This is a genomic window from Emticicia sp. C21, from assembly GCF_003418935.1.
Classification (GTDB): domain Bacteria; phylum Bacteroidota; class Bacteroidia; order Cytophagales; family Spirosomataceae; genus Emticicia.
This window is the reverse complement of the sequence record NZ_QVMT01000004.1, coordinates 52,655-74,250: the sequence shown is the minus strand read 5'-3', so window position 1 is coordinate 74,250 and position 21,596 is coordinate 52,655. Positions and strand designations below refer to the sequence as shown.

The following is a 21,596-nucleotide window of genomic DNA, read 5'->3' as shown; positions in this document are numbered from 1 at the left end:
CGATTCAGACGTAGAAAACACTATTTATCATCAATCGCCTGATAATGCAATTTCCAGCCTTTAGCACTTGTAGATTCGTTGCTCACAAACCATATCAGCACTTTATTATACCAACTGGTAATAATCGGAGGGATATTCGGGCCGCTGAAAATGGCTAAAATGGGTTGTTCCGTACCATCTTCTGCAAAGAAATATATCTGATCTGTTTTGGCTTCGGTATCAAATTTTTCAAAATTAATTTTGATTTTCTTCCCTTTAGGTACTTCAATCAACCATTTACAATTGCAACGGTTGGCATAATTCTCTGCTCCGCTACCATCCTCAATATAACCCTCTTCGCCTTTTATTGTAATTTTATCTCGACAGTACAAGCCGCTCGAATCAATTGGTTGAGCCTCATAATAGAGGTAGGTATTTTTGTCCTTGAAAGCCTTAGTAGCAAAATGTACCTGAAATGAATCGGCTCTGAAAGTATAAGGTTGAGATAATTGCGCAGCTGTCAGCGTTGTGTCTTTTTTTTGCTTATTCAGAAAAAGCGAAACATCGATAGTATTTTTGGCCATTAAGGGCTGTGACAATAAAAGTTTGTAAGCAGGGTACTGACCTACGGGGGTTACAGCAAAAGACGTTTCTTTAGTTCCTTTTTGCCATAGCGGAAGATAGGCCTTTGTTTGTGTAAAGCGATTGGGTAATTCCTGATGTTCAATATAATTTTTAAGATTAGTTACATTTACCAAACCCGCGCCCAATTTGCCATGATATAAGGAATTATACTGGTCTATGGGTTGAGCAGTATTTTTAAGTAATCTGTCAAAATCCTGTGTCTTTAAATCCGGATAGGTAGCCATAAAAGCGGCAACCACACCGCCAATGATCGGGGTTGAAGCCGAGGTAGCAGATAGATAATTGGTGAAACCCGATTGAAGTGGAAAAGTGGTAGCAATAGAATCAGATGGAGCAGAAATATCTACAAAGCTCCCATAATTAGAAACCTTATATTTACGCATTTCCCGGTCAGTAGCACCTACAGCAATTACCCACGGAAAAGCCGCTGGCATCAGAGGTGTATCAGCATAAAAATTACCTGCAGAGCCAATGATAAGTGTACCCTGATTTTGTGCTTTTTTAAGAATATTTTCTTTCTCAATGTCAAACAAGCCACCACTCCAACAGGTAATAATGATGTCTGCTTTCAGGTCTAAAGCATAATCTATACCTGTATATCCATCAATAATATAATTATTTTGTCTGGCGTCTGAGGAAGTTTTAATAGGTATGATTTTAAAGACAGCAGTCTGGTTACAAAGCTTTTGTAAGGTTTGTATAAGAATGCCTGCTACTTTAGTACCGTGCGAAAATCGCTGTACATGCTGAGCCGGTGGATTGACGTCTCCATCGTTATCAGAAAAATCCCAACCCATTACATCATCTGTTTTACCATTCTTGTCATCGTCAATACCATTACCTGGTACCTCTTTAGGGTTTTTATAGAAGTATGGTTTCAGGTATGAATTATTAAGATCAAAGGCGTCATCTACAATGGCAATAACCACCTCTTTTTTGGCTTGCAATGTTTTGAAATCTGCCGGAATGCCTATCTGTTCCCAAGCCCAGATATTTTTATCGGACTGAGCAAAGGCCGATGAATATACCCCAAAAAAAGCCTGCAATACAAAACAGGCTTTAAGAATATAATATTTTTTCAAGGTCTTTAGTATTTATTATCCAACGTAGTTGACTCTGTTCCTCCTGATTGTCCTAGTGTATAGGAACTTAAACCCTGACCCTGACCCATGTGCATAGGAGCTCTGCCACGCAAATCAGGCAATGCAAAAGTCACTTTACCATCACCTCCATAATAGGTGCCTAATAATGCAAAAAGTGCAGTATTCTGAGAGATAGAAATTAACTGTCCATCGCAGGGAGACCAATTTTTAGGGGTAAACCCAAACGAAAATATATTTATTTCTCCAATATAATTATCTAAACCATTTCTTTGCGGAAATGCTCCCTGACGGGCTATACAAAAATTGAGAGTCAGATAAGGTTGAAGATTATCTAAACTTACGGCTGGCTTTGGGCTGGTGTTTATCCAGTTATTCCCATCCCAGGTCAGTAATTGCCCGGCTTCAGTACCAGAGTTAAGTTTAATATTATTAGAAGCGATACTAATAGGTGCAGAGGCAGTGGGGGTTGTTATAGTTCCAATGTATTCCCAGTTGTCTCCGGCCCAATAGTAAAAACCTTTTGCCTGATTATTACCCACATTATAGATTAAAAGACCTTCGGCAGGATTTGTAACAGGACTTGCGCTAGCTAAACTGGCCGTTAAAGTTAACTGAGGTATAAGAACACCATTATTGGTAGAAGTGGCAGTAATATTCGGCTGAGTATAATCGCCCGGGGTAATGGTTGTAGACTGTGCTTTAGCTATATAAGTTGCACACAAAACTATTAACAAGCCAAAACCAAGTTGAGAAATGATTTTTTTCATGGTCTTGTTTTAGTATTTATTGTCAATAGTAAGAGTTTCAGTGCCGCCTGATTGCCCGATAGTATAATTGCTTAAACCTGAGCCCTGACCTTTATGTACGGGTACTCTACCTCTTAGATCAGGCAAAGCAAAAGTTGATGTACCGTTTCCGCCGTAAGTGGTGCCAAGTAATGTAAAAAGTGCATCGTTTTGAGCAGTTGCTAATAATTGACCATTGCAAAGAGCCCAACCAGTAGGCGCAAAATTAAAACCATAAATGCTTATTTCTCCAAGAAAAGGCTCATAACCGTTCTGCGAAGGATAAATACCTTGTAACGCAATAGAAAAATTAAGAGTCAGGTAAGGTTGCCGATTATCTAAGTTGTCGGCCGGTTTAGGATAGGTATTTACCCAGTTATAACCATCCCAGGTCAGTAATTGTCCGGCTGCCGTGCCTGAGTTAAGTTTGATAGTATTGGAGGTAATACTGATAGGTGCTGTGGCAGTAAGCTGAGCACCGCCTAATAACTGCCAGGTAGAGCCTGTCCAGTAGTAAAAACCTTTGTCCTGATTATCTCCTATATTGTATATCAAAAGCCCTGCGCCTGGATTTGAAACAGGATCAGCAGAAGTTAAATTGCCGGTCAGTGTGATTTGCGGCACAAGAATACCATTATTGGTAGAAGTAGCAGTAATATTAGGCTGATTATTGCCGGGCGTAATAAGGGTTGACTGCGCATGTACAATATTAACTGAGCAAAAGTAAAGTATTAAACCAGTACTTATTGATGATAGAAATTTTTTCATGAGATGAGTTTTTTACGATTCAAAAATATAGAGTCTACAAAGAAGAATCCTAAAAATGGCCCAACAAGTCCCCGAAATTTTTATCCAACGATTTTACGGCATAAAAAAAGATGCAGTTTAGTGCATCTTTTTTTCTTATTATCAACTTATATTATACTCTTTCCAGTTTAATCGGATAGGTTTTTTTAGAAGCCCATTGCGGCACATAAATATTATCGTCAGAATCCATGTAAACATCATGTGGGTGCATAAATACATTGAATGGGTCTTCCTTTTTTTGCACACCCAATTTCCCATCAGTATAAACAGGCGCACTTCCACCTGGCGTAGAAATCACACGGTCATTTTTATCAAGAATAGTGATATAACCAGAATTTGCATTATCACCGGAAGTAGAGCGATAAGCAGCTCCCAGAAGTGTTTCGCCTTTGATTACAGGACGGCAGATGAATGTGCCGGGCAATTCAATTGTCGAAAGATGATTGCCATCTAAAGAAAATCTTTTCCAACAGTTTTCTACACGTGAAGTGACCAAAAGAGTAGGCTTTTGCTTGTTACGGGTATCTACAATCACTCCATGATTACATTTAAACATATCCTTACCCCCCCAATGTCTGATTAACTTGCCTTTTGAGTCATACTGCATTACATAGTTCAGGCCATAGCCATCTACCACATAAATATCCCCATTAGCTGGATTAACAGCTGTTTCAGTAGGGTTAAACTGCGTCGGGTAGTCATATGCGCCAGTTTCTTTCGGATAATCTATCTTGAAAATCACCTTTCCCGTCAGGTCAGTTTTAATCACCTGATGGCGGCTTGTATCACAAATCAATAGAAACTGGTCGCTTCCTTGCCCGGCAATGGTTAAACCATGCCCACCCGGATACGAATTACCCCAGGTTTCTAATAACTTACCAGACTTATCGTATATGAGTACATTGTTTTTGGTCTCGTTGGTCAGTAGAATCAATCTTCCTTTTGAGTCTTCTACCATTTCATGGCAGTCGTTCACAGGATTTTTAGCAGCATCTAATACCCCCCAACCTGTTTTTACTTTGTATTTATGGGTATTATGGCCGATGATTATTTCATCGTTTTTGCCGAAGCTCATTTCGGGCAAGAGTGTCGCAGCAGTCGCTAAGCCTCCGAGCTTAACAAAATCACGACGGTTCAGGTATTGGTTCATAGTACGAGGTTGAATATGGTCGATAAAATTCTGTGTTAAAGATAAGAAAAAAGCATGATTTACAAGAAACCATGCTTTTTATTCTATGAACCTGTTTATCTGCGTTTAGATTTAGTTGCCCCTCTGTTTTTATCAGTCTTATAAGGCTTCTTACCCGGAGAAGAAGATTTACTTTTTTTAACTTCCGGTTTTCTGTTTTTCTTTTCGTGAAAGGCACCTTTAAATGTCGGGTCTTCCTTTTTACGTTGGTCATCAACTTCACGCAAATAATTCTGACGTTCTTCAAATGGCGTTTCTGCTGTTTCTACTTCTGATGGAATCTCTTCTCTGGGAATTTCCATACGAATAATCATCTCAATCTTCTTGATATGATACTCCTCGGCAATAGTCAGGAAGGTGATAGCTTCACCTACCTGATTTGCCCTTCCGGTTCGACCGATTCGGTGCACATAGTCTTCATAAATCAATGGCACATCAAAATTGATTACATGAGACACTTGTGGAATATCAATTCCTCTTGACGCTACATCTGTAGCCACCAACACATGTACTTCTCCCTCACGAAAAGCATTCATTGAGTTGATACGGGTATTTTGGCCCTTATTGGCATGAATCACCCGTATTTTACTAAAAGGCACAATTTTCTGTACCATCGAATTATATACATTGTCGGCTACTTCTTTCGATCTCGTAAAAATCATCGCTTTTTGTACACCCTCGTTCTCAAAAAGATATTTCAGCAGATTGATTTTTGTTTGCGTATTAGGCACTTCAAACATACGCTGTTTTACAGTTTCAGCAGTTGTTGCCTGGGGTGTTACTTCTATGCGGGTAGGAAATTCCAGAAACTCTTCTGATAATCGCTCTACTTTTTCGGGAAATGTCGCCGAAAACAGAAGATTTTGTCTTTTGCGTGGTATTACCTCCAGAATCTTGCGTATCTGAGGCATAAAGCCCATATCCATCATTTTATCGGCTTCATCCAGTACCATTATTTTAAGGTCTTTTACCTTTATTTCTTCACGCAGGTATAAATCCATAAATCTGCCCGGCGTGGCTACAATAATATCAATACCTTTCTGAATAGTCTCAATCTGTGTTTTTGGACCAAGACCGCCATAAATAGCTGTATGACGTAAATCGGTATATTTAGCTAGTTCTGCTACGGCCTTATCTATCTGTATTACTAACTCCCGGGTAGGCGCAAAAATAATACAGCGAGGCATACTGCCTTGTGCATATTTGACTTTCATGAGTATAGGCAATAAATAAGCGGCTGTTTTGCCTGTACCCGTCTGAGCAATGCCTAATACATCCTGCCCTTTCAGAATCAGCGGTATAGCTTTGTCCTGAATAGGGGTAGGCTCTGTATATCCGCTATCTGCCACGGCATTTAATAACTGGCGATTCAGCTCAAATTTTTCAAAAGAATTTTCCATGTGTTTTACTCAGAATGTATATAAACTATCTATTACATTCTTTATTAATTTGGTGCAAAATTAGTCAAATAATAAAACTTAGCCTAATTTGTAATTTCTCCCAACCGTTTCGGCGGAATTAGTGTCATTGTTAATAAAGACTATTCCCCATGCAAAAGAGTTCACTCCTAATCGTATTTATTGTTTCTTTATTGACAAGTGCTTGTTGGAAAAAAAATGATCCGAACCCCGATGGTAGCATTTCAAATATGGCTGTATCAGCCAAAAAAAACAATGACGAGGTAACTTTAGGCATATCAGCCTATACTTTTAAGAGCCCTGTTGGTCCCGAGCCCACTACTTTTGATGAAGCCGAGGTATGGATTTCGGAAGAGGCATCAGGTTACTCAAATATGAAACTCGCCTACACAACCAAACAGAAAACACTAAAGCTTGAAAACCTGAAACCTGACAAAACCTATTACGTAGCTGTAAAAGGTACGAAGAATGGTAAAAAAACAGAGTTTTCAAAAGCTATTATGTTTATTACCAGTTCGTTAAAACCCATCTCAGCCCTTGTGGAAACAACTCGTAATTATTATATGAAAGGTTCAGCCAACAGCCCTTATCTGGCCTATGTGGATGAGCAAACAGGTGAAGTAGTTTTGAAAAACTGGCAGGATAAATCTACAAGAGTCTTGTTTAAGAATATCCAAAGCAAATGGTATCAGGTGAAAGGATTTTATGCCCAGGGAAGCCGATTATTTTTAGAAACCGGAAAGAATAATAATTCTGAAAGAGCCTTTGAGTATTATGATATAGCTGCTCAGAAATTTGTACCAATAGAAATACCGGCCAATGCTCGTGTATGGAACTACTCATTTTCGCCTGATGGAAGCAAATTAGCTTATACGGATTATAGCAGACAAGGGTTGTACATTTATGATATTACCAATAAAGTGGATAAGTTATTTTCGAACGATAGTTTTTTCTATAGTTTCAATTGGTCGGCTGATGGTAAACATATTTTTGCGCTAAGAAATAAAGTCTATAGTGGGCCTACTATCAAAGAAATTGTGAAGTATGATGTCTCAAATGCAAGTCAGGTTCCAACTTCGGTATTTGAATGGCCTGATGAAACGATAGCATGGGTAACATTTTCGCCTAAAGAAGATTATGTATTATTTGGTAGCTATGTAGCCAATAGTGCTGATTTATGGATTTGCGAATTGAAAAGTAAAAAATTATGGCAAATATCAGATATCGGTAATTTTGGTTGGGTATCTGACAAAGAGTTTTTTGTGAATGGCAATAAAGCAGAAAACGAAGTTACCTACAAAACTTATAAGTACACCATGCCTTAATTGGACCGATTGTAAATCTCTAATTCCGGCTGAATATCTTTAAAGGAGAGATGGTGCAGACTATATCGACCTGGTAGAGGCTATTAGTCGGGATTTCTTACATAATAATGAACCTGATTTGTGTTTTTCTCAAAGCTTTTTACGAAATTTAAGGTTCAGTTTTAAATTACATCTTATGCAAAGGCTATCCCTGATTATTATTTGTGTTGTTGCTTTATTTATTAATGCCTGTGATAAGAAACAGGAACCGTCGCCACCAGCAGGTGACGAAATTTCGTCTATGTCTGTATCGGCCAGAAAAGTAAATGGTGAAGTAATACTTGACATTACTGCTACAACATTTAAGGGCACTAATCCTGTAGCGACTACTTTTGAACAGGCAGAGGTTTGGGTTTCAGAGGAGGCCTCAGGCTACTCAAACATGAAACTGGTATCTACCACTAATTCAAAAACATTAAAGCTGGATAACCTGAAAGCAGATAAAACTTACTATGTGGCTGTAAAGGGTATAAAAAATGGCGTTAAAACAGAGTTTTCTAAACAGATAATGTTTACTACCAGTACAATAAAACCACTTGAAACGCTGTTGGAGTTGCAAAATGGCTGGTTTATTAGTAGTTCTCCTACGAGTCCCTATATAGCTTATGTTGATGATGGTACCGGTGAAGTAATTCTTCAAAACTGGAAGGATAAAACGAGAAAAGTGATTTTCAAGAATTCGGCCAGCAAAAGCTACCGGATAAAGGGTTTTTATACAGAAGGAGCTCGTTTGTTTCTGGAAACAACCAGAGGGCAGGATCGTGCCTTTGATTATTATGATTTGGCTAATGAGAAAATTATAGAAATAAAAATGCCTATAGCTTCAAGAATCTGGAACTGCGCTTTTTCACCTAATGGCTATAGAATGGCTTTTACTGATTATAATAGTACAGGTTTATTTCTTTATGATACCGTTTTGGAGAATTTAAGGGTTTACTCAAATGACACGTTTCATGATTTTCAATGGACTGTAGATGGTAAAAATATTATTGAGGTAAGAAATAAAGCAAACTCTACTTTGGAGACCCGCGAGGTAGTAAAATGGGACTTAGCTGATAGCAAGAAAACTCCTGCAAAATTGTTTGAATGGCCTGATGCTATTCAATCGGTTTTATTCTCGCCTAACGATGAATATGTCTTGTTTGCCAGTTCGGTAGCTAATAATTCCGACTTGTGGATTTATGAATTGAAAAGTGGAAAAACCTGGCAAATATCAGATACAAGTAATTTTGGATGGTTGTCTGAGAAAGAGTTTTTTGTGAATGTTAATAAAACAGGAAACGAAACGAGTTGGAAAACTTATAGATATACAATGCCTTAGTCAGGAACCCTTAACGGGGCATTGTATATTCTTCCAGTTTACCTTTAAAATTTTCTCCGAACCCTCTGCCATACTTAGCCCAGAAACGTATCTTTTTGATTTTCGGATTACTCTTTCCACTATTCAAAAAGAATGCGGCTGCTTCCGACTGTGTTGTAACTTTCGGGCTAACGAATATCCCTCCTCTTAAAATCTTATCAATTACCCTGAAATTCTCCTGTTTGCCGTTCTCGTATGTAACCAGGCAGTGTAAATAAGGTGGTTGGAAAAATAACCTTGCCAATTTTCCTTTAAGACTATATTGCATATTGGCAGAGAGAACAATTGGATTATCTGTAGCAGGGAGATTAATATCTTCATCGAGTTTAAATATAATACCGTTTGTGCTGGCTACTTTTAGTGATTTAGGGATGGCTTGATGTTGAAAAACAAAAAATGTATCTTTTTCAATAAGCGTGGTATCTGTCAGCTGATAGTTCTTCAATAAAGCCTTTGTCAAATCAGTTTCTACCCAGAAAGGATTCTGCTCTCGGAAAGATTCTACATGATAAATCACAAACTCGGGAGCTGTTTTGGAGAAGTATTTCTCACCATTTTTTTTCATCAACCAGTCGCTATTAGCCTGATATGATTGAATGATTGGGCGAGGGTTATAATTGAGTTTATTGAAAAACAGATAAGTTACCTGATGCGGAACAATATCGACTGTAGCGTTACCAATTTTATCAAGTAAGGTTTGTGGTAGCTTAGTAGGGATATTCTTAAAATTATCTTCGTAATGATAAGCAAAAAGCCTGTTCAGATAATTGACCGGATTTTTCTGTAAGATAATATCTATAATCTGGCTTGGTTTAAAACCTTCTTTCATTGATTGGGCTACAGTTGAAGGAGGGTAGGTGAGGGCATAACCTTTTAAGGTATGCTCTCCTAAATAATAACGGATAATCTGCGTGGCTGAGAGTTGTAAAACCAGAATAGCAACAAAGACCCTTCCTGCCCATATTTTATACTTATCAGCCGTGAATAAATATAAAATTACAGCCAAAGGCGACATAAATAAAAAGAACCCGAAAATATTGTAATGCCCTACGGCTGTATGCGACTGCTTAAAACTTAAAAACCAGGTTAAGGCGACGAGGATATATAGATAAAGAGATTTCCATTGAAATGTAAATAGAATGAATAAGCCTGCAAATGCCAGGATTAATCCCTCAAATAACAGAAGCGGTAGAAGTTCGGCTTGACTTAAGAGCATGACTGCCATTCCATCCTGATATGAATCGATGATTTTCATGCTAGCCCCTAGATAAGCAGGTATATCTACATTTAGCACAAAAGAAAGTGCATATGTAAGAAGTATTTGTAAAACAGCAAGAATAATAACCGTGCGAAGTGTGAAATAGCGAGCTATATAAAAATAAATCAGAGAAGCATAGAAGATGATATAAACGACAATGCTCAGATTCACTTTTATATAGAAAATCAGGACTGACAGGATAAAAGCCAATAGCAACCCTACAGAATTCCGGGTTTGTTGAGCATGTAATAACCAGAATAAAAAGAAATAGAAAAGTGTAAAAGAGGTATCAGCAATAAAACCCCAGGGCATAAAAATAAGCAAAGCCGAAATCGCTACTACCCACCATTTAGTACCTGCTTTGGCAAAAGCCAGACGAATAATAATGAGGTAATTGAAAAGTGTAAAAAGTTCTACGGCAACAAGTAATAGATGTGAAACAGTCTTAGGCAAAAGTCCGGTATTCAGATAACCCAATGGGCCATAGTTGAAAATGAAGTCTCTGCCAAAAACGAAGTTTTTCTCAATAGCCATTACCAGAGCCTCGTGCCATGAGGCATCAATATCTGCGCCTGCATACCCGGCAGGTATTGTTAAAGAAAAGAAAATAAGACTAAAGAAAACAAGAAAGAGATTTTGCTTTGTGGTTTTTGTTGGAGCCATCTAAAAAATAAAGTCTTTTACGCTAACTGCAAAAGTAGAGTAAAAGACTTTATTTTAGGTATATAGGCTTGAAAATTTTACCTGCCTGCGCGTTTTTTCAAATCCTCTCTTTTCAAGGTAATCAAATGTCCGATAGGTTTTCCTTTACGATAAGTAGCTACTCTCAATGTAATTTGAGCGTCTGGTACTTCGAAAGGTTGAGTATATTTGGTTGAGAAATTATCAGGCATGGTATCGTCCATTGTATAATAAATATCTACATCTGATAGTTCAGAGCCTAATTCTGCTATCAGTTTATTGTCTTTATTACTTGCTTTCACAATGGCATCATATACTGCTTTCGAATATCCCATTTCGGCTACATCAGCTCTTTCAAAATGCGCTTCCATACGTTTGATGAAGTTATTCCAGTCTTTACTCTCTCTTGGCGACCAGAAAATATCTGATAATGCCCACGCTCTGGGATACGTCATATATTCGGCATAACGAATAGTTGGTATCTGCTCTGTCCACAAGTTTCCTTGTCCGCCTAAAATGTATTTAGGATCAACTCCCTCTTGTACAGGGTCAAAGCTATAAGTTTTGCTTAAACGTAATCCTGCGTAAATAGGAGGATCGATGGTGTTTTCACCTTGATTGTAATCTAAATAAGCAAAAGTGCTTGGAGTCATAATTACATCGTGCCCCATTTTGGCGGCCTCAATACCACCATGTACACCCCTCCAACTCATTAAGGTAGCAGTAGGAGAGATACCACCTTCAAGGATTTCATCCCAGCCTAATAATTTCTTGCCTTTGGCATTCAGAATAGTTTCTACACGTTTCATGAAGTAGCCTTGTAGTTCTTCCACGTCTTTCATATTCATCTTCTTCATCAAAGCCTGACATCCGGGATCTTTTTCCCAGAAACCTTTATAGCATTCATCACCACCTACATGAATATATTTATTCGGAAACAAAGCCGCCAGTTCGGTAAATACTTTATCCAGAAACTCATACACTTTTTCATCTGACGGATTCAAAGTATTATCAATAAACATTCTGAATTTACCCCCGCCATACCATTCAGCAAAATTGGTACCCGGGTTCACTTTGGTCTTAGGGTCTTTGGTACAAGATAGCTCAGGATAAGCCGCAATGGCTGCCATGCTATGTCCCGGTACGTCTATTTCTGGAACAATAGTTACCCCTCTTTCGTCAGCATATTTGATGATTTCTCTCACATCGTCTTGTGTATAGAAACCGCCATACGGCGTTGGTTCTCCGTCTTCCGGTGCTTTTCTGTCACCAAAATGACCGTCTCTAGCTACGCGCCAGGCACCCACTTCGGTTAGTTTAGGCAAAGATTTGATTTCTACTCGCCAGCCATTATCGTCAGATAAATGCCAGTGAAGTGTATTGAATTTATAGCGAACCATATCATCAATGTAACGCTTTACATCTGCTTTCGAGAAGAAATGGCGACTTACATCTAACATCAGACCTCTCCATCCAAAGCGAGGATAATCCACTACTTTTACACTTGGTACAGTCCATTTTATACCTTTGGCTACCGATTTGTTTTCAATTTCTTTAGGTAATAATTGTAAGAGTGATTGCAAGCCATAGAATAAGCCTGCTGGTTTGTTGGCCACAATTTTTACGCCTGTATTTGTGGTCTCTAAGGTATAACCCTCATTACCAATGGTAGCATTGGGAGTAGTATTAATCGTAAATTGAATAGCTCCTGTCTTTTGAATTTTTGGCGTAAGTCCGGCTGCTTGTTGGAGTTTAGCTGCCAACATTTCAGCAATTTTCTGGCTTTCGGCATTATTGGCGCCGATAATAGTAGCCGCAGTAATGTTATAAGCACCGGCGGTGTTTTTAATTTCTACGGGTTTCGGAATAATATTTTGTGCAAAAACATCCAATGTCAGAATGCTTAATAGAAGTAAAAAGAGCGTTTTTTTCATGAGTAAACGTTTAGGTTTTGAGTCAGAACAGGACTCAAAAGTACATAAAAAAGCGGTAGTTCATGCAAATATTTTGTGGCTTACTGTCTCATTTTCTTGATTGCATCATAATACTTGGCCAGGTTATCCCGATTTTGCTCAATGAAACGCAGGTAATTATCGGCATTGCGCATATTATTTAGCGCCATCCGGCTCAACTCCGAATTAGGTGGAACCAGGGAATAATAATAGCGTGCTTGATTCATATCTTTTTCGATACTTGCCAGAAGACTATACACGCGGTCTTTTTGTTCGCGGGCTCTTCTATAAGAATCGCTGGTATTCTTATTCATAAAAGACATTACCAGATCATGCCATGCTTTCGAATCTACTTCGGCTCTTTTCGCATAGTAGTATCCGATGCCTGATTTGGCTTCATCATTGCTGGCATCGAATCGCAGACTTCTGAAATCGGCATTCAGTTTTTGCTGGTCAATAGCTAAGGTTTCATATACTTTGAGGGTATCAAGGTAATTGAACTTTAGTGGTCTGGCAGGTTTTTGTCCGTAGCGAAATTCCTGCATACTTATAGGGCTATCTAAGAATTGCCAGAGTGGGTCTAAGGGGATATGTCTTTTGATAAAAGTTTTGCCTTCAGTCAGATAAAATTCTTCATTCAGATTTTTTACGAACAAGCCTGTACGCATATTAATTGACCCTGCGCCCCAGGTTGGGTCGCATAAATACCATCTATTATTGATTTTTACTGCATTCCACGAGTGTCGTTCCGATGAAAAAATCATCGCATTGGTCCGAGGGTCACGACTTTTGCAATAGCCCGGTACACTATAGGCCTTTATGCCGGAAGCATTGCAGAGATCCTGAAAAAGATTGGTATAACCCATGCAGACTGCTTTTTTGCGATGTATTACTTTGTCAGATTTTTGGGCTTCTGCATATTGTTCCACAGTTTTGATATTCATCTCGTTGAACAAATCAATATCATAGGCAATATTATCCGTCACCCATTCATAAATAGCTCGTACTTTCAATGAGTCCGTGTGAACACCATCAGTTATTTGGGAAGCCAGGCGTTTTACAGATGGCGAAACGCTTTGAGCAGATACAGCAAGGCTAAAAAAAGAAAATAGCAGAAAGTAAATTCCCTTTTTCATTTCAGAAAACTTAATTGGGTAATAGCGTCATTGTTCGGGAAATTACCCCTACTTAATAGCAAAAAAGGTTAATATCAGCAATTAAACGTTAAAAAAGGTTTTCTATTATCTGAACCTTAGACCAGACTATTTTTTGACTAATAGCTAAAGCTAATATAAGAAAATAATCTTAAATAAGTATATTAGTAGTATTAAACCAATGCAATAGGACACTCTATGAACTTCACTACTAAACTAAAATCATTTTCTATTAAATTCAGACATCTGGGCTTACTTTTATTAGCCACTTTCTTCTGCTCATTGACCTTCGCCCAACAATACGATACTATTATCAAAAATGGAAGAATTATAGATGGTTCAGGCAATCCCTGGTATACTTCTGACCTTGCCATTAAAGGTAGGAAAATAGTGGGGATAGGTTCTTTTCAAACTAATGAAGGCAAGCAGGTGATTGATGCTAAAAATCAGATTGTTTGTCCGGGATTTATTGATGTGCATACGCATGTAGAAGATGGAATCAAAACTGTATCGACGGCTGATAATTTTATTCATGATGGGGTTACGAGTGTCATTACTGGTAACTGTGGTTCGTCAGAAGTGAACCTTGCCAAGTTTTTTGGTGATTTGAAACAATTGCAGATAAGCGTAAATTTAGGTTCATTAATTGGGCATAATTCTGTCAGAAGAGCGGTGATGATGAATGTTTTCCGTGACCCGACTGCTCAGGAACAACAAAAGATGGAGGCATTGGTGGAACAAGCTATGAAAGATGGTGCAGTAGGGCTGGCAACCGGATTGATTTATATACCCGGCACTTATTCAAGAACACCCGAAGTAGTAGGCTTAGCCAAAGCAGCATCAAAGTCTGGAGGTATTTATGCTTCTCATATTCGTGATGAAGGTGTTAAGGTACGGGATGCGATAGAAGAAGCCATCAATATTGGCAGAGAAGCGCATATTCCGGTTGAAATATCCCATTTCAAGATTTCAAGCAAACCACTTTGGGGGCATAGCGATATGACGATTGGCATTGTAGAAAAAGCCCGTCTGGAAGGAATAGACGTCAATGTTGACCAGTATCCTTATACAGCTAGTAGTACGAATATGGGAACCATGCTCCCTTCATGGGCTTTAGCCGATGGAGATTCAATGGTACATGTGCGTTTGACGAATCCTGAAACAAGAAAGAAGATTCGTGAAGAAATGATAAAGGGCGTAAAAGCTGATAAGCGCAAAAGCTATGATTATGCCTTTGTTGCCCGTTACAGAGCTGACTCAACTCTGAATGGTAAGAATGTAAGCGAAATCAATAAACTATTGGGGAGAAAGAGTGATCTAGCCACAGAAGCAGATTTAATTATGGATATGGTAGACAAGGGTGGGGCGCAAATGGTGTTTCATAAAATGAGTGAAGATGATGTGGCTAAAATCTTACGTTATCCTAATACCATGATAGCCTCTGACGCAGGGGTAATTCAATTCAACAGAAATATGCCACACCCACGTGGTTATGGCTCTAATGCCCGTGTATTAGGCAGATATGTGCGTGAGAAACAGGTGCTTCGTCTGGAAGATGCTGTTCGCCGTATGACATCTTTACCTGCGCAAAGATTTAAAATAGAAAACCGGGGGTTAATCAGAACCGGATTTGCTGCCGATATTGTGATTTTTGATGAAAACAAAATTATAGATATGGCTACTTACGAAAAACCTCATGCCTATTCAGAGGGCATTGATTATGTATTAGTCAATGGAACAGTTGTGCTTGAAAATGGCAAGCATACAGGTAAAAAGCCCGGCGAAATTATTTATGGAAAAGGTAAAGTGACTAATTTAACCTCGGGTCAGTAGGGTAGTTAGACAGGACTTTATATTCACCGCCCATACTTTTTAATATCTCACGCCAGAACTGGTCGGCAGGTGTATCAAAAATGAAATGCGCATCGGTTTCTGAAACAATCCATGAATTACGGTTCATTTCATTTTCCAGTTGCCCTGCCGACCAGCCTGAATAGCCAATAAACAGACGAATATCTTTTTCTGTAATCTTTCCGATATTTATCAGTGTTTTGATATTCTCAAAATCTCCTGACCAATAAATGCCATTGCCAATATCAACGGCCCCTTCAATATCACCTAAGCGATGAATGAAATGTAAAGTATTTTGCTCAACGGGCCCTCCAATAAACAAGGGCAACTCGCCATATACATTCTCGATGACATCATCTAACCGTAATTGAGTAGTCTGATTCAAAACTAAGCCAAATGATCCTTGTGAATTATGCTCACATAAAAGTACTACACTACGCTCAAAATTGGGGTCACCTAAAAATGGTTCAGCAATCAATAATTTTCCTCTTCCCGCCGACATATTTCTCAAATATTTTTAATGGAATATCTCCGATTTCTTAATTAACGCACATTGCATCAAGGATGTTTTCGAACTTTTATAATCACTCTACAAAATAGAGGTTTTCAAAATAATGAAAAAACAATTTCTTAAAAAACTTCTGTTGGAAATTTGAAAACTTTCGATTAAATTGCCTTGCAAATATGTAAACCGCTAATCTTAAATGTTGTATGGGCAGGAAAGTTTTAGTTTTAAATGCAGATTATAGTGCATTGAGTATTTGCACTGTTCCGAAAGCTTTTGCATTGGTATACCTCGCCAAGGCTGAGCTGGTGTCAGACTCCCAGAAAGGCTATCTCCGAACAGTAGACACTACTTATCCTCTCCCCTCAGTAATACGTCTCCATCGCTATGTAAGTTTACCTTTTAAAGGTGTCATGCTCAGTAGGCAGAATGTATTTAGGCGGGACGGGAACAAATGTGTATATTGTGGAAGCCATGAAGACCTCACCCTCGACCACCTCACTCCGAAATCTAAGGGTGGAAAAACAAACTGGGATAATCTAGTAACTGCTTGTCGCCGCTGCAACTCCAAAAAAGGCGACCTCTCCCCTGAAGAAGCAAAACTCTCTCTCTCTCGAAAACCTTACAAGCCATCTTTTATTATGTTTCTCCGCGATTTCGCAGGCTCTATTGAAGAGAACTGGGTGCCTTTTTTGGGTATAAAGGAGAGAAGTTAAAGGACTGGGCACATGACATAGAGCGAGCAAGGAATTTATTTTTCCAAACTTATGTTTAATAGTCTATAAATTTAGTAGATTATTTCATATGTTTGTATATAAACACTTGACAACATGCTCGAACTACTCAAACAGCCTTGGCATTGGTCGGTAGCCGGTGTCATTATTGGGCTTTTCGTCCCCATCTTACTCATTTCAGGCAATAAAGCCTTTGGTATATCTTCATCTATGCGGCATATCTGTGCGGCTGTTTTTCCTGCTAAAATCCGCTATTTCAAATATGACTGGAAAAAAGAAACCTGGAATCTGGTTTTTGTTGCAGGTGTAATTATAGGTGGCTGGATAGGTGCCCATTTATTAAGCAATCTGGAACCCATTAAAATAGCTGATAGCACAAAAACTTATCTGCAATCTATAGGCATTCAGGAATTTGGTGCGTTGGTGCCTACTGACTTGTTTAGTTGGGAAAGCCTGTTTACGCTTCGTGGCTTCATCTTTATTGTCGTAGGGGGCTTTCTGGTAGGCTTTGGTACCCGTTATGCCGGAGGTTGTACTTCGGGGCATTCTATCATGGGGTTATCCAATCTTCAACTGCCTTCGCTCATAGCCACTATCTGTTTTATGGTAGGTGGTTTTCTGGTCACCTGGTTAGTGATTCCTTACTTATAATTCTACGGTCATGAAAGAGATAAAAGACATAGATACGTTAGATTTTGAAACCCAGAATTTAGCTGATTCTTCAACTAAGAAAAGAACGGTTGGCAGCTTATTGAAGTACCTGATTTTAGGTATTGGCTTCGGGATTGTGCTAGTGAAAGCAGAGGTTATTTCCTGGTTTCGTATTCAGGAAATGTTTCGGTTGGAATCATTTCATATGTATGGTGTGATTGGTACAGCCGTAGTTGTTGGAATCATTTCTGTGCAAATTATTAAACGATTTAAAGTGAAAAGCATAAGCGGAGAGCCAATCAATCTGGATGCTAAACCTTTCAGCAAAGGACAAATTTTCGGTGGCTTACTCTTTGGCTTTGGTTGGGCGCTTACCGGCGCTTGCCCAGGACCAATCTATGCACAGATAGGCACTGGCGTTTCAGTATTTATTGTTACTTTATTAAGTGCCTTAGCCGGAACATGGTTTTATGGCTTAATCAGAGAGAAATTGCCGCATTGATTCTTATTTAAAGTCAAAAAAATATAATAAAAAGCTAATATATCGGTAGAGAGATAATAAAATGATGCGTTACTTTGTTTATTCATTTTCAATCCGATAAACTCATGAAAAAATTAATTCTGTTATTATTACTAAGCCCTGCCATAATTTTCGCACAAACCAAAGAAGTGAAGTTAGTCAGAGACGACGCCAATAAAAAAGTAAACGTATTAGTAGACGGCAAACCTTTCACATCCTACTTTTATCCGGGGCCTGATGTCCTCAAAAAAGCAGTTCTGTATCCAGTTTATACATCAAAAGGAACGGTTATTACCCGTGGATGGCCATTGGACCCTCGTCCGGGCGAAAGAGTTGACCACCCACACCATGTAGGTATCTGGATGAATTATGAAGATGTAAATGGTCATGATTTCTGGAATAACTCTAATACACCTCCAAGTGCTAAAGGTACTTACGGAACAATTGTTCACACAGGTATTAAATCTGTCAAATCAGGTAAAAAAGGTTCATTGGTTGTAACAGCAGACTGGCTGGATAAAGAAGGTAAATTGATGCTGACTGAAGAGACAACTTATACGTTTCAGGGTACAGATAATCAACGCATCATCGATAGAACTACGACTTTGACAGCCGCAGATAAAGAGGTAGTATTTAAAGACGTAAAAGACGGCTTTTTTGCGATTCGTTTAGCAAGAGAATTAGAACATCCATCTAATAAACCGGAAGTATTTACTGACGCAAGTGGTGTGGCTACAAAAGTGCCTGTTTTAGACAATAAAGGGATTGTAGGTTCTTACCGAAACAAAGAAGGTATTGAAGGTGAAGACACCTGGGCAAAACGTTCGGAGTGGATAAACCTGAGAGGACAAATAGGGGCTGAAAAAATTTCAGTAGCGATTATTGACCACCCTAAAAACCCAGGGTATCCTGCTTACTGGCACTCACGTGGATATGGTCTTTTCTCTGTAAATCCATTAGGTCAAAAAGTTTTCTCTAATGGTAAAGAGAATTTGAACCTTACTTTAGCACCCAAACAATCGACTACTTTCCGTTACCGTGTAGTTGTAACCTCAGGAGAAGTTTCAGATGGTGACTTGAATAAACTGGAAGCTGATTTTGGGAAGTAAGGTATTTGAAATATAAACAAAAACAGCGCTTTGAAATATTTCAAAGCGCTGTTTTTGTTATGCTAAAGCCTTACTATAACAAAGCCCCGGTACCATTCACATTCGGGAAGATAGGTTTGCCTTTATCTAAGTAAACGCCTGTGGCAGGGTCGTTTGAAATAAGGATAGACCCATCCATATCTACATAATCAAGTAGAGGTAATAATTGCCCGATGGCTGAGATTCCAATACTGGTTTCGGTCATACATCCGCACATGACCTGTAAGCCTAAGGTTCTAGCTTCGGCAATCATTCTGCGGGCAGGTGTCAAACCTCCACATTTTGCTAATTTCACGTTTACCCCGTGGAATCTTCCGAAGCATTTTTTTACGTCTTCCTCAATGATACAGCTTTCGTCGGCAATCAAAGGTAGTACCGAATGTTTCATGACTTCTTCCATAGCCGCATAAGCACTTTTCTCCATTGGCTGTTCGATGAATTCTACATTCAGTTTACTGAATTCAATCGAGTTTTTAATGGTTTCTTCTACACCCCAAGCACAATTGGCATCTACTCTGAAAAGTGCATCGGTATGCTTACGCAATTCTTTTACGATTTCTACATCATGGTCGGTACCTAATTTGATTTTATAAATAGGAAAATCAAATTCCTGCATTTTAGATACCATTTTTTCGATGGTATCGATACCGATAGTATAATTTGAATATGGAACTTTATCGATTGAGAGACCCCAAAGTTTATATAATGGTTGGCCCTGTTTTTTGCCCCATAAATCCCATGCAGCCATGTCTAAGGCACAATGGGCAAAAGGATTATCTTTCAGGTAGGGGTACATCAATGTCCAGAAATCTTCCGGATTTTGCAGATCATAGTTTTCAATGATGGATTGGTATTCAGCCAACTTATCTCTCATGCCCTCGGCTGTTACGCCATAGTAGGGGATAGGGGTGGCTTCACCATAACCACTGTATTCGCCATCTTGTAGCTCTACAATAAAAGCATCAATATCATCACGCGAACCATGAGCGATGGTAAATGTATGCCGCATCTGCAGCTTAAGGATATGAAATTTTAGTTTCATGATGAAGAGAATTAATGAGTGATTGGTGAATTAGTGATTGAGTGATTATTTGAAATATTCATTTACCATAATCAAATTTATAAATTTACTAATTCATTACCTCTTAAAATGGGTACTACGTAATAAAGGTCTTTTTGTAAGCAGTAGGAAATGTCTTTATGGATGCCCAGGTTTTGCAGGCGACGAATGTGTGATGAATTAGCCAGATAGCCAATCAAATCATCTTTGGCCTGCTTATAAAGGCGCAGTGACATGATGGCGCTATCCTCAGGTACAAAATATTCATCTTCCAATGCTTCAATCAATGCTCCCGCAAATAGCGTATCCTCAATATTTACACGCCCTTTCCAGCCGGCACACAATACCAATACATCGTAAGGTTGTGTTTTAAGATATTTAACTATGGCATTCAGGTTTAAAAATGCTCCGGCTAAAACCTTAACCGCCGATGCTTTTGCTTTCGTAATTGAATAAGTGCCGTTGGTGGTAGTCATGGCGATTTTTTCACCGATTAGTCTTTCGCTCATATAGCTGAATGGTGAATTATCTAATTCAAAACCGTCTACTTTTCTGGCATTTCTTTCAGCAGCAGCAATATAACCCATTTCCTGAAGTTTTTTGCATTCCTCTACGGTTTCAACAGGAATAATGCTTTTTACGCCATAGGCAAAGCCTGTAATCATACACGAAGTAGCCCGGAAAATATCTGCTATAATTACTATTGAATTGTCGATACTATGGAGATGTAATAAATCGGGTGTCAGGCAAACGTCAATATTTTTCATTCAATGATTGAGAAAAAAAATTCAGACGACTATCAAGTTATCTGAATAAGCTTTGAGACTAAATTTTGGCAAAGATGCCAAAAAATGCTGTAAAAGCCTATTAAAACCACTAAATTGCGCCCATAAAAAAATGGGATAATGATTACGATAATAGTAGCAGTAGCCGAAAATGGCGCGATAGGAAAAGATAACCGATTGCTATGGAGGCTCTCGGACGATTTGAAACAGTTTAAAGCCTTAACCAGCGGTCATGCCGTAATCATGGGCAGAAAAACATTCGAGTCCATTGGGAAGCCTTTGCCTAACCGGACTAATATTGTGATTACAAGACATGGCAAAGTTTCAGACGATGAATCTGTAATAACAGCTAATTCTATCGAAAAAGCTATTGAACTAGCCAAAGAAGCAAAAGGTAATGAGGAAATCTTTATTATCGGTGGTGGAAATATCTACGAACAATCTTTAGCTATAACGGATAAAATTATTCTGACAGAAGTAAAAGTGAATATAAATGGGGATACCTTTTTTCCGAAATTGAATGAGGATCTATGGAAAGAGGTTTCCAGAAAGTCATATCATAAAAATGAGAAAAACGACCATGATTTTGATATTGTTGAATTGGTTAAGAGATAACTAATTGATTATCATAAAAATAAGGGCTCAAA

At 38.6% G+C, this 21,596-nt stretch carries 19 protein-coding genes; 8 read left to right on the top strand and 11 right to left on the bottom strand.

Features of this window, described 5'->3' with window-relative positions:
• Nucleotides 1–20: 20 nt before the first annotated feature.
• The 5 genes from D0T08_RS10930 to D0T08_RS10910 all read right to left on the bottom strand — a co-directional run bounded on the left by D0T08_RS10930 (nt 21) and on the right by D0T08_RS10910 (nt 5,908).
• The gene (locus D0T08_RS10930; RefSeq protein ID WP_116982671.1) at nt 21–1,706 is read right to left on the bottom strand and encodes a S8 family serine peptidase; all 1,686 of its coding nucleotides are present in this window, start codon (nt 1,704–1,706) and stop codon (nt 21–23) included.
• A gap of 5 nt (nt 1,707–1,711) precedes the next feature.
• Nucleotides 1,712–2,494, bottom strand: coding sequence for a phage tail protein (locus D0T08_RS10925; protein ID WP_116982670.1), 783 nt, complete (start codon nt 2,492–2,494; stop codon nt 1,712–1,714).
• A gap of 9 nt (nt 2,495–2,503) precedes the next feature.
• Nucleotides 2,504–3,280 carry a phage tail protein gene (locus tag D0T08_RS28165; RefSeq protein WP_116982669.1) on the bottom strand — a complete coding sequence of 259 codons (777 nt, stop codon included), beginning with the start codon at nt 3,278–3,280 and terminating at the stop codon, nt 2,504–2,506.
• 151 nt (nt 3,281–3,431) lie between these two features.
• Entirely contained in the window at nt 3,432–4,469 is a 1,038-nt protein-coding gene (locus D0T08_RS10915) for a 6-bladed beta-propeller (protein ID WP_116982668.1), read from the bottom strand.
• A 95-nt stretch (nt 4,470–4,564) separates the two neighbouring features.
• Nucleotides 4,565–5,908, bottom strand: coding sequence for a DEAD/DEAH box helicase (locus D0T08_RS10910; protein ID WP_116982667.1), 1,344 nt, complete (start codon nt 5,906–5,908; stop codon nt 4,565–4,567).
• A gap of 149 nt (nt 5,909–6,057) precedes the next feature.
• Between D0T08_RS10910 and D0T08_RS10905 the strand changes: the two genes are divergently transcribed.
• Nucleotides 6,058–7,251 (top strand): WD40 repeat domain-containing protein, encoded by a 1,194-nt coding sequence (locus D0T08_RS10905; RefSeq protein WP_116982666.1) that lies wholly within the window; start codon nt 6,058–6,060, stop codon nt 7,249–7,251.
• A 175-nt stretch (nt 7,252–7,426) separates the two neighbouring features.
• A complete protein-coding gene (locus D0T08_RS10900) occupies nt 7,427–8,611 on the top strand; it encodes a WD40 repeat domain-containing protein (RefSeq protein WP_116982665.1) in 1,185 nt (394 codons plus the stop codon).
• 10 nt (nt 8,612–8,621) lie between these two features.
• On the opposite strand, the gene D0T08_RS10895 is transcribed toward D0T08_RS10900, so the two are convergent.
• The 3 genes from D0T08_RS10895 to D0T08_RS10885 form a co-directional block, all read right to left on the bottom strand.
• The gene (locus tag D0T08_RS10895) at nt 8,622–10,571 is read right to left on the bottom strand and encodes a hypothetical protein (protein ID WP_116982664.1); all 1,950 of its coding nucleotides are present in this window, start codon (nt 10,569–10,571) and stop codon (nt 8,622–8,624) included.
• 77 nt (nt 10,572–10,648) lie between these two features.
• Complete coding sequence (locus tag D0T08_RS10890) at nt 10,649–12,523, bottom strand: beta-N-acetylhexosaminidase (RefSeq protein WP_116982663.1); 1,875 nt, start codon at nt 12,521–12,523, stop codon at nt 10,649–10,651.
• 80 nt (nt 12,524–12,603) lie between these two features.
• Nucleotides 12,604–13,677, bottom strand: a complete 1,074-nt coding sequence (locus D0T08_RS10885; RefSeq protein WP_116982662.1) for a transglutaminase domain-containing protein — start codon at nt 13,675–13,677, stop codon at nt 12,604–12,606.
• Between the two features lie 216 nt (nt 13,678–13,893).
• Between D0T08_RS10885 and D0T08_RS10880 the strand changes: the two genes are divergently transcribed.
• Entirely contained in the window at nt 13,894–15,528 is a 1,635-nt protein-coding gene (locus D0T08_RS10880; RefSeq protein ID WP_116982661.1) for an amidohydrolase family protein, read from the top strand.
• On the opposite strand, the gene D0T08_RS10875 is transcribed toward D0T08_RS10880, so the two are convergent.
• A complete protein-coding gene (locus tag D0T08_RS10875; protein ID WP_116982660.1) occupies nt 15,506–16,048 on the bottom strand; it encodes a YqgE/AlgH family protein in 543 nt (180 codons plus the stop codon). The two genes, D0T08_RS10880 and D0T08_RS10875, sit on opposite strands and share 23 nt — an antisense overlap.
• A gap of 209 nt (nt 16,049–16,257) precedes the next feature.
• On the opposite strand from D0T08_RS10875, the gene D0T08_RS10870 reads away from it, so the two are divergent.
• From D0T08_RS10870 to D0T08_RS10855, 4 genes are all read left to right on the top strand, one after another.
• Entirely contained in the window at nt 16,258–16,767 is a 510-nt protein-coding gene (locus tag D0T08_RS10870; RefSeq protein ID WP_116982659.1) for an HNH endonuclease, read from the top strand.
• 114 nt (nt 16,768–16,881) lie between these two features.
• The gene (locus tag D0T08_RS10865) at nt 16,882–17,436 is read left to right on the top strand and encodes a YeeE/YedE family protein (RefSeq protein WP_116982658.1); all 555 of its coding nucleotides are present in this window, start codon (nt 16,882–16,884) and stop codon (nt 17,434–17,436) included.
• A 10-nt stretch (nt 17,437–17,446) separates the two neighbouring features.
• Entirely contained in the window at nt 17,447–17,938 is a 492-nt protein-coding gene (locus D0T08_RS10860) for a DUF6691 family protein (RefSeq protein WP_116982657.1), read from the top strand.
• 104 nt (nt 17,939–18,042) lie between these two features.
• Nucleotides 18,043–19,065: a PmoA family protein gene (locus tag D0T08_RS10855; protein ID WP_116982656.1), complete on the top strand. Its 1,023-nt coding sequence runs from the start codon at nt 18,043–18,045 to the stop codon at nt 19,063–19,065.
• Nucleotides 19,066–19,138: 73 nt separating this feature from the next.
• Here the strand turns inward: D0T08_RS10855 and D0T08_RS10850 are convergent, their stop codons facing one another.
• Together D0T08_RS10850 and D0T08_RS10845 are read right to left on the bottom strand one after the other, a co-directional pair.
• The gene (locus D0T08_RS10850) at nt 19,139–20,146 is read right to left on the bottom strand and encodes a dipeptide epimerase (RefSeq protein WP_116982655.1); all 1,008 of its coding nucleotides are present in this window, start codon (nt 20,144–20,146) and stop codon (nt 19,139–19,141) included.
• 77 nt (nt 20,147–20,223) lie between these two features.
• The gene (locus tag D0T08_RS10845; protein WP_116982654.1) at nt 20,224–20,931 is read right to left on the bottom strand and encodes a 2-phosphosulfolactate phosphatase; all 708 of its coding nucleotides are present in this window, start codon (nt 20,929–20,931) and stop codon (nt 20,224–20,226) included.
• A 138-nt stretch (nt 20,932–21,069) separates the two neighbouring features.
• On the opposite strand from D0T08_RS10845, the gene D0T08_RS10840 reads away from it, so the two are divergent.
• Nucleotides 21,070–21,564: a dihydrofolate reductase gene (locus tag D0T08_RS10840; protein ID WP_116982653.1), complete on the top strand. Its 495-nt coding sequence runs from the start codon at nt 21,070–21,072 to the stop codon at nt 21,562–21,564.
• Nucleotides 21,565–21,596 lie beyond the last annotated feature (32 nt).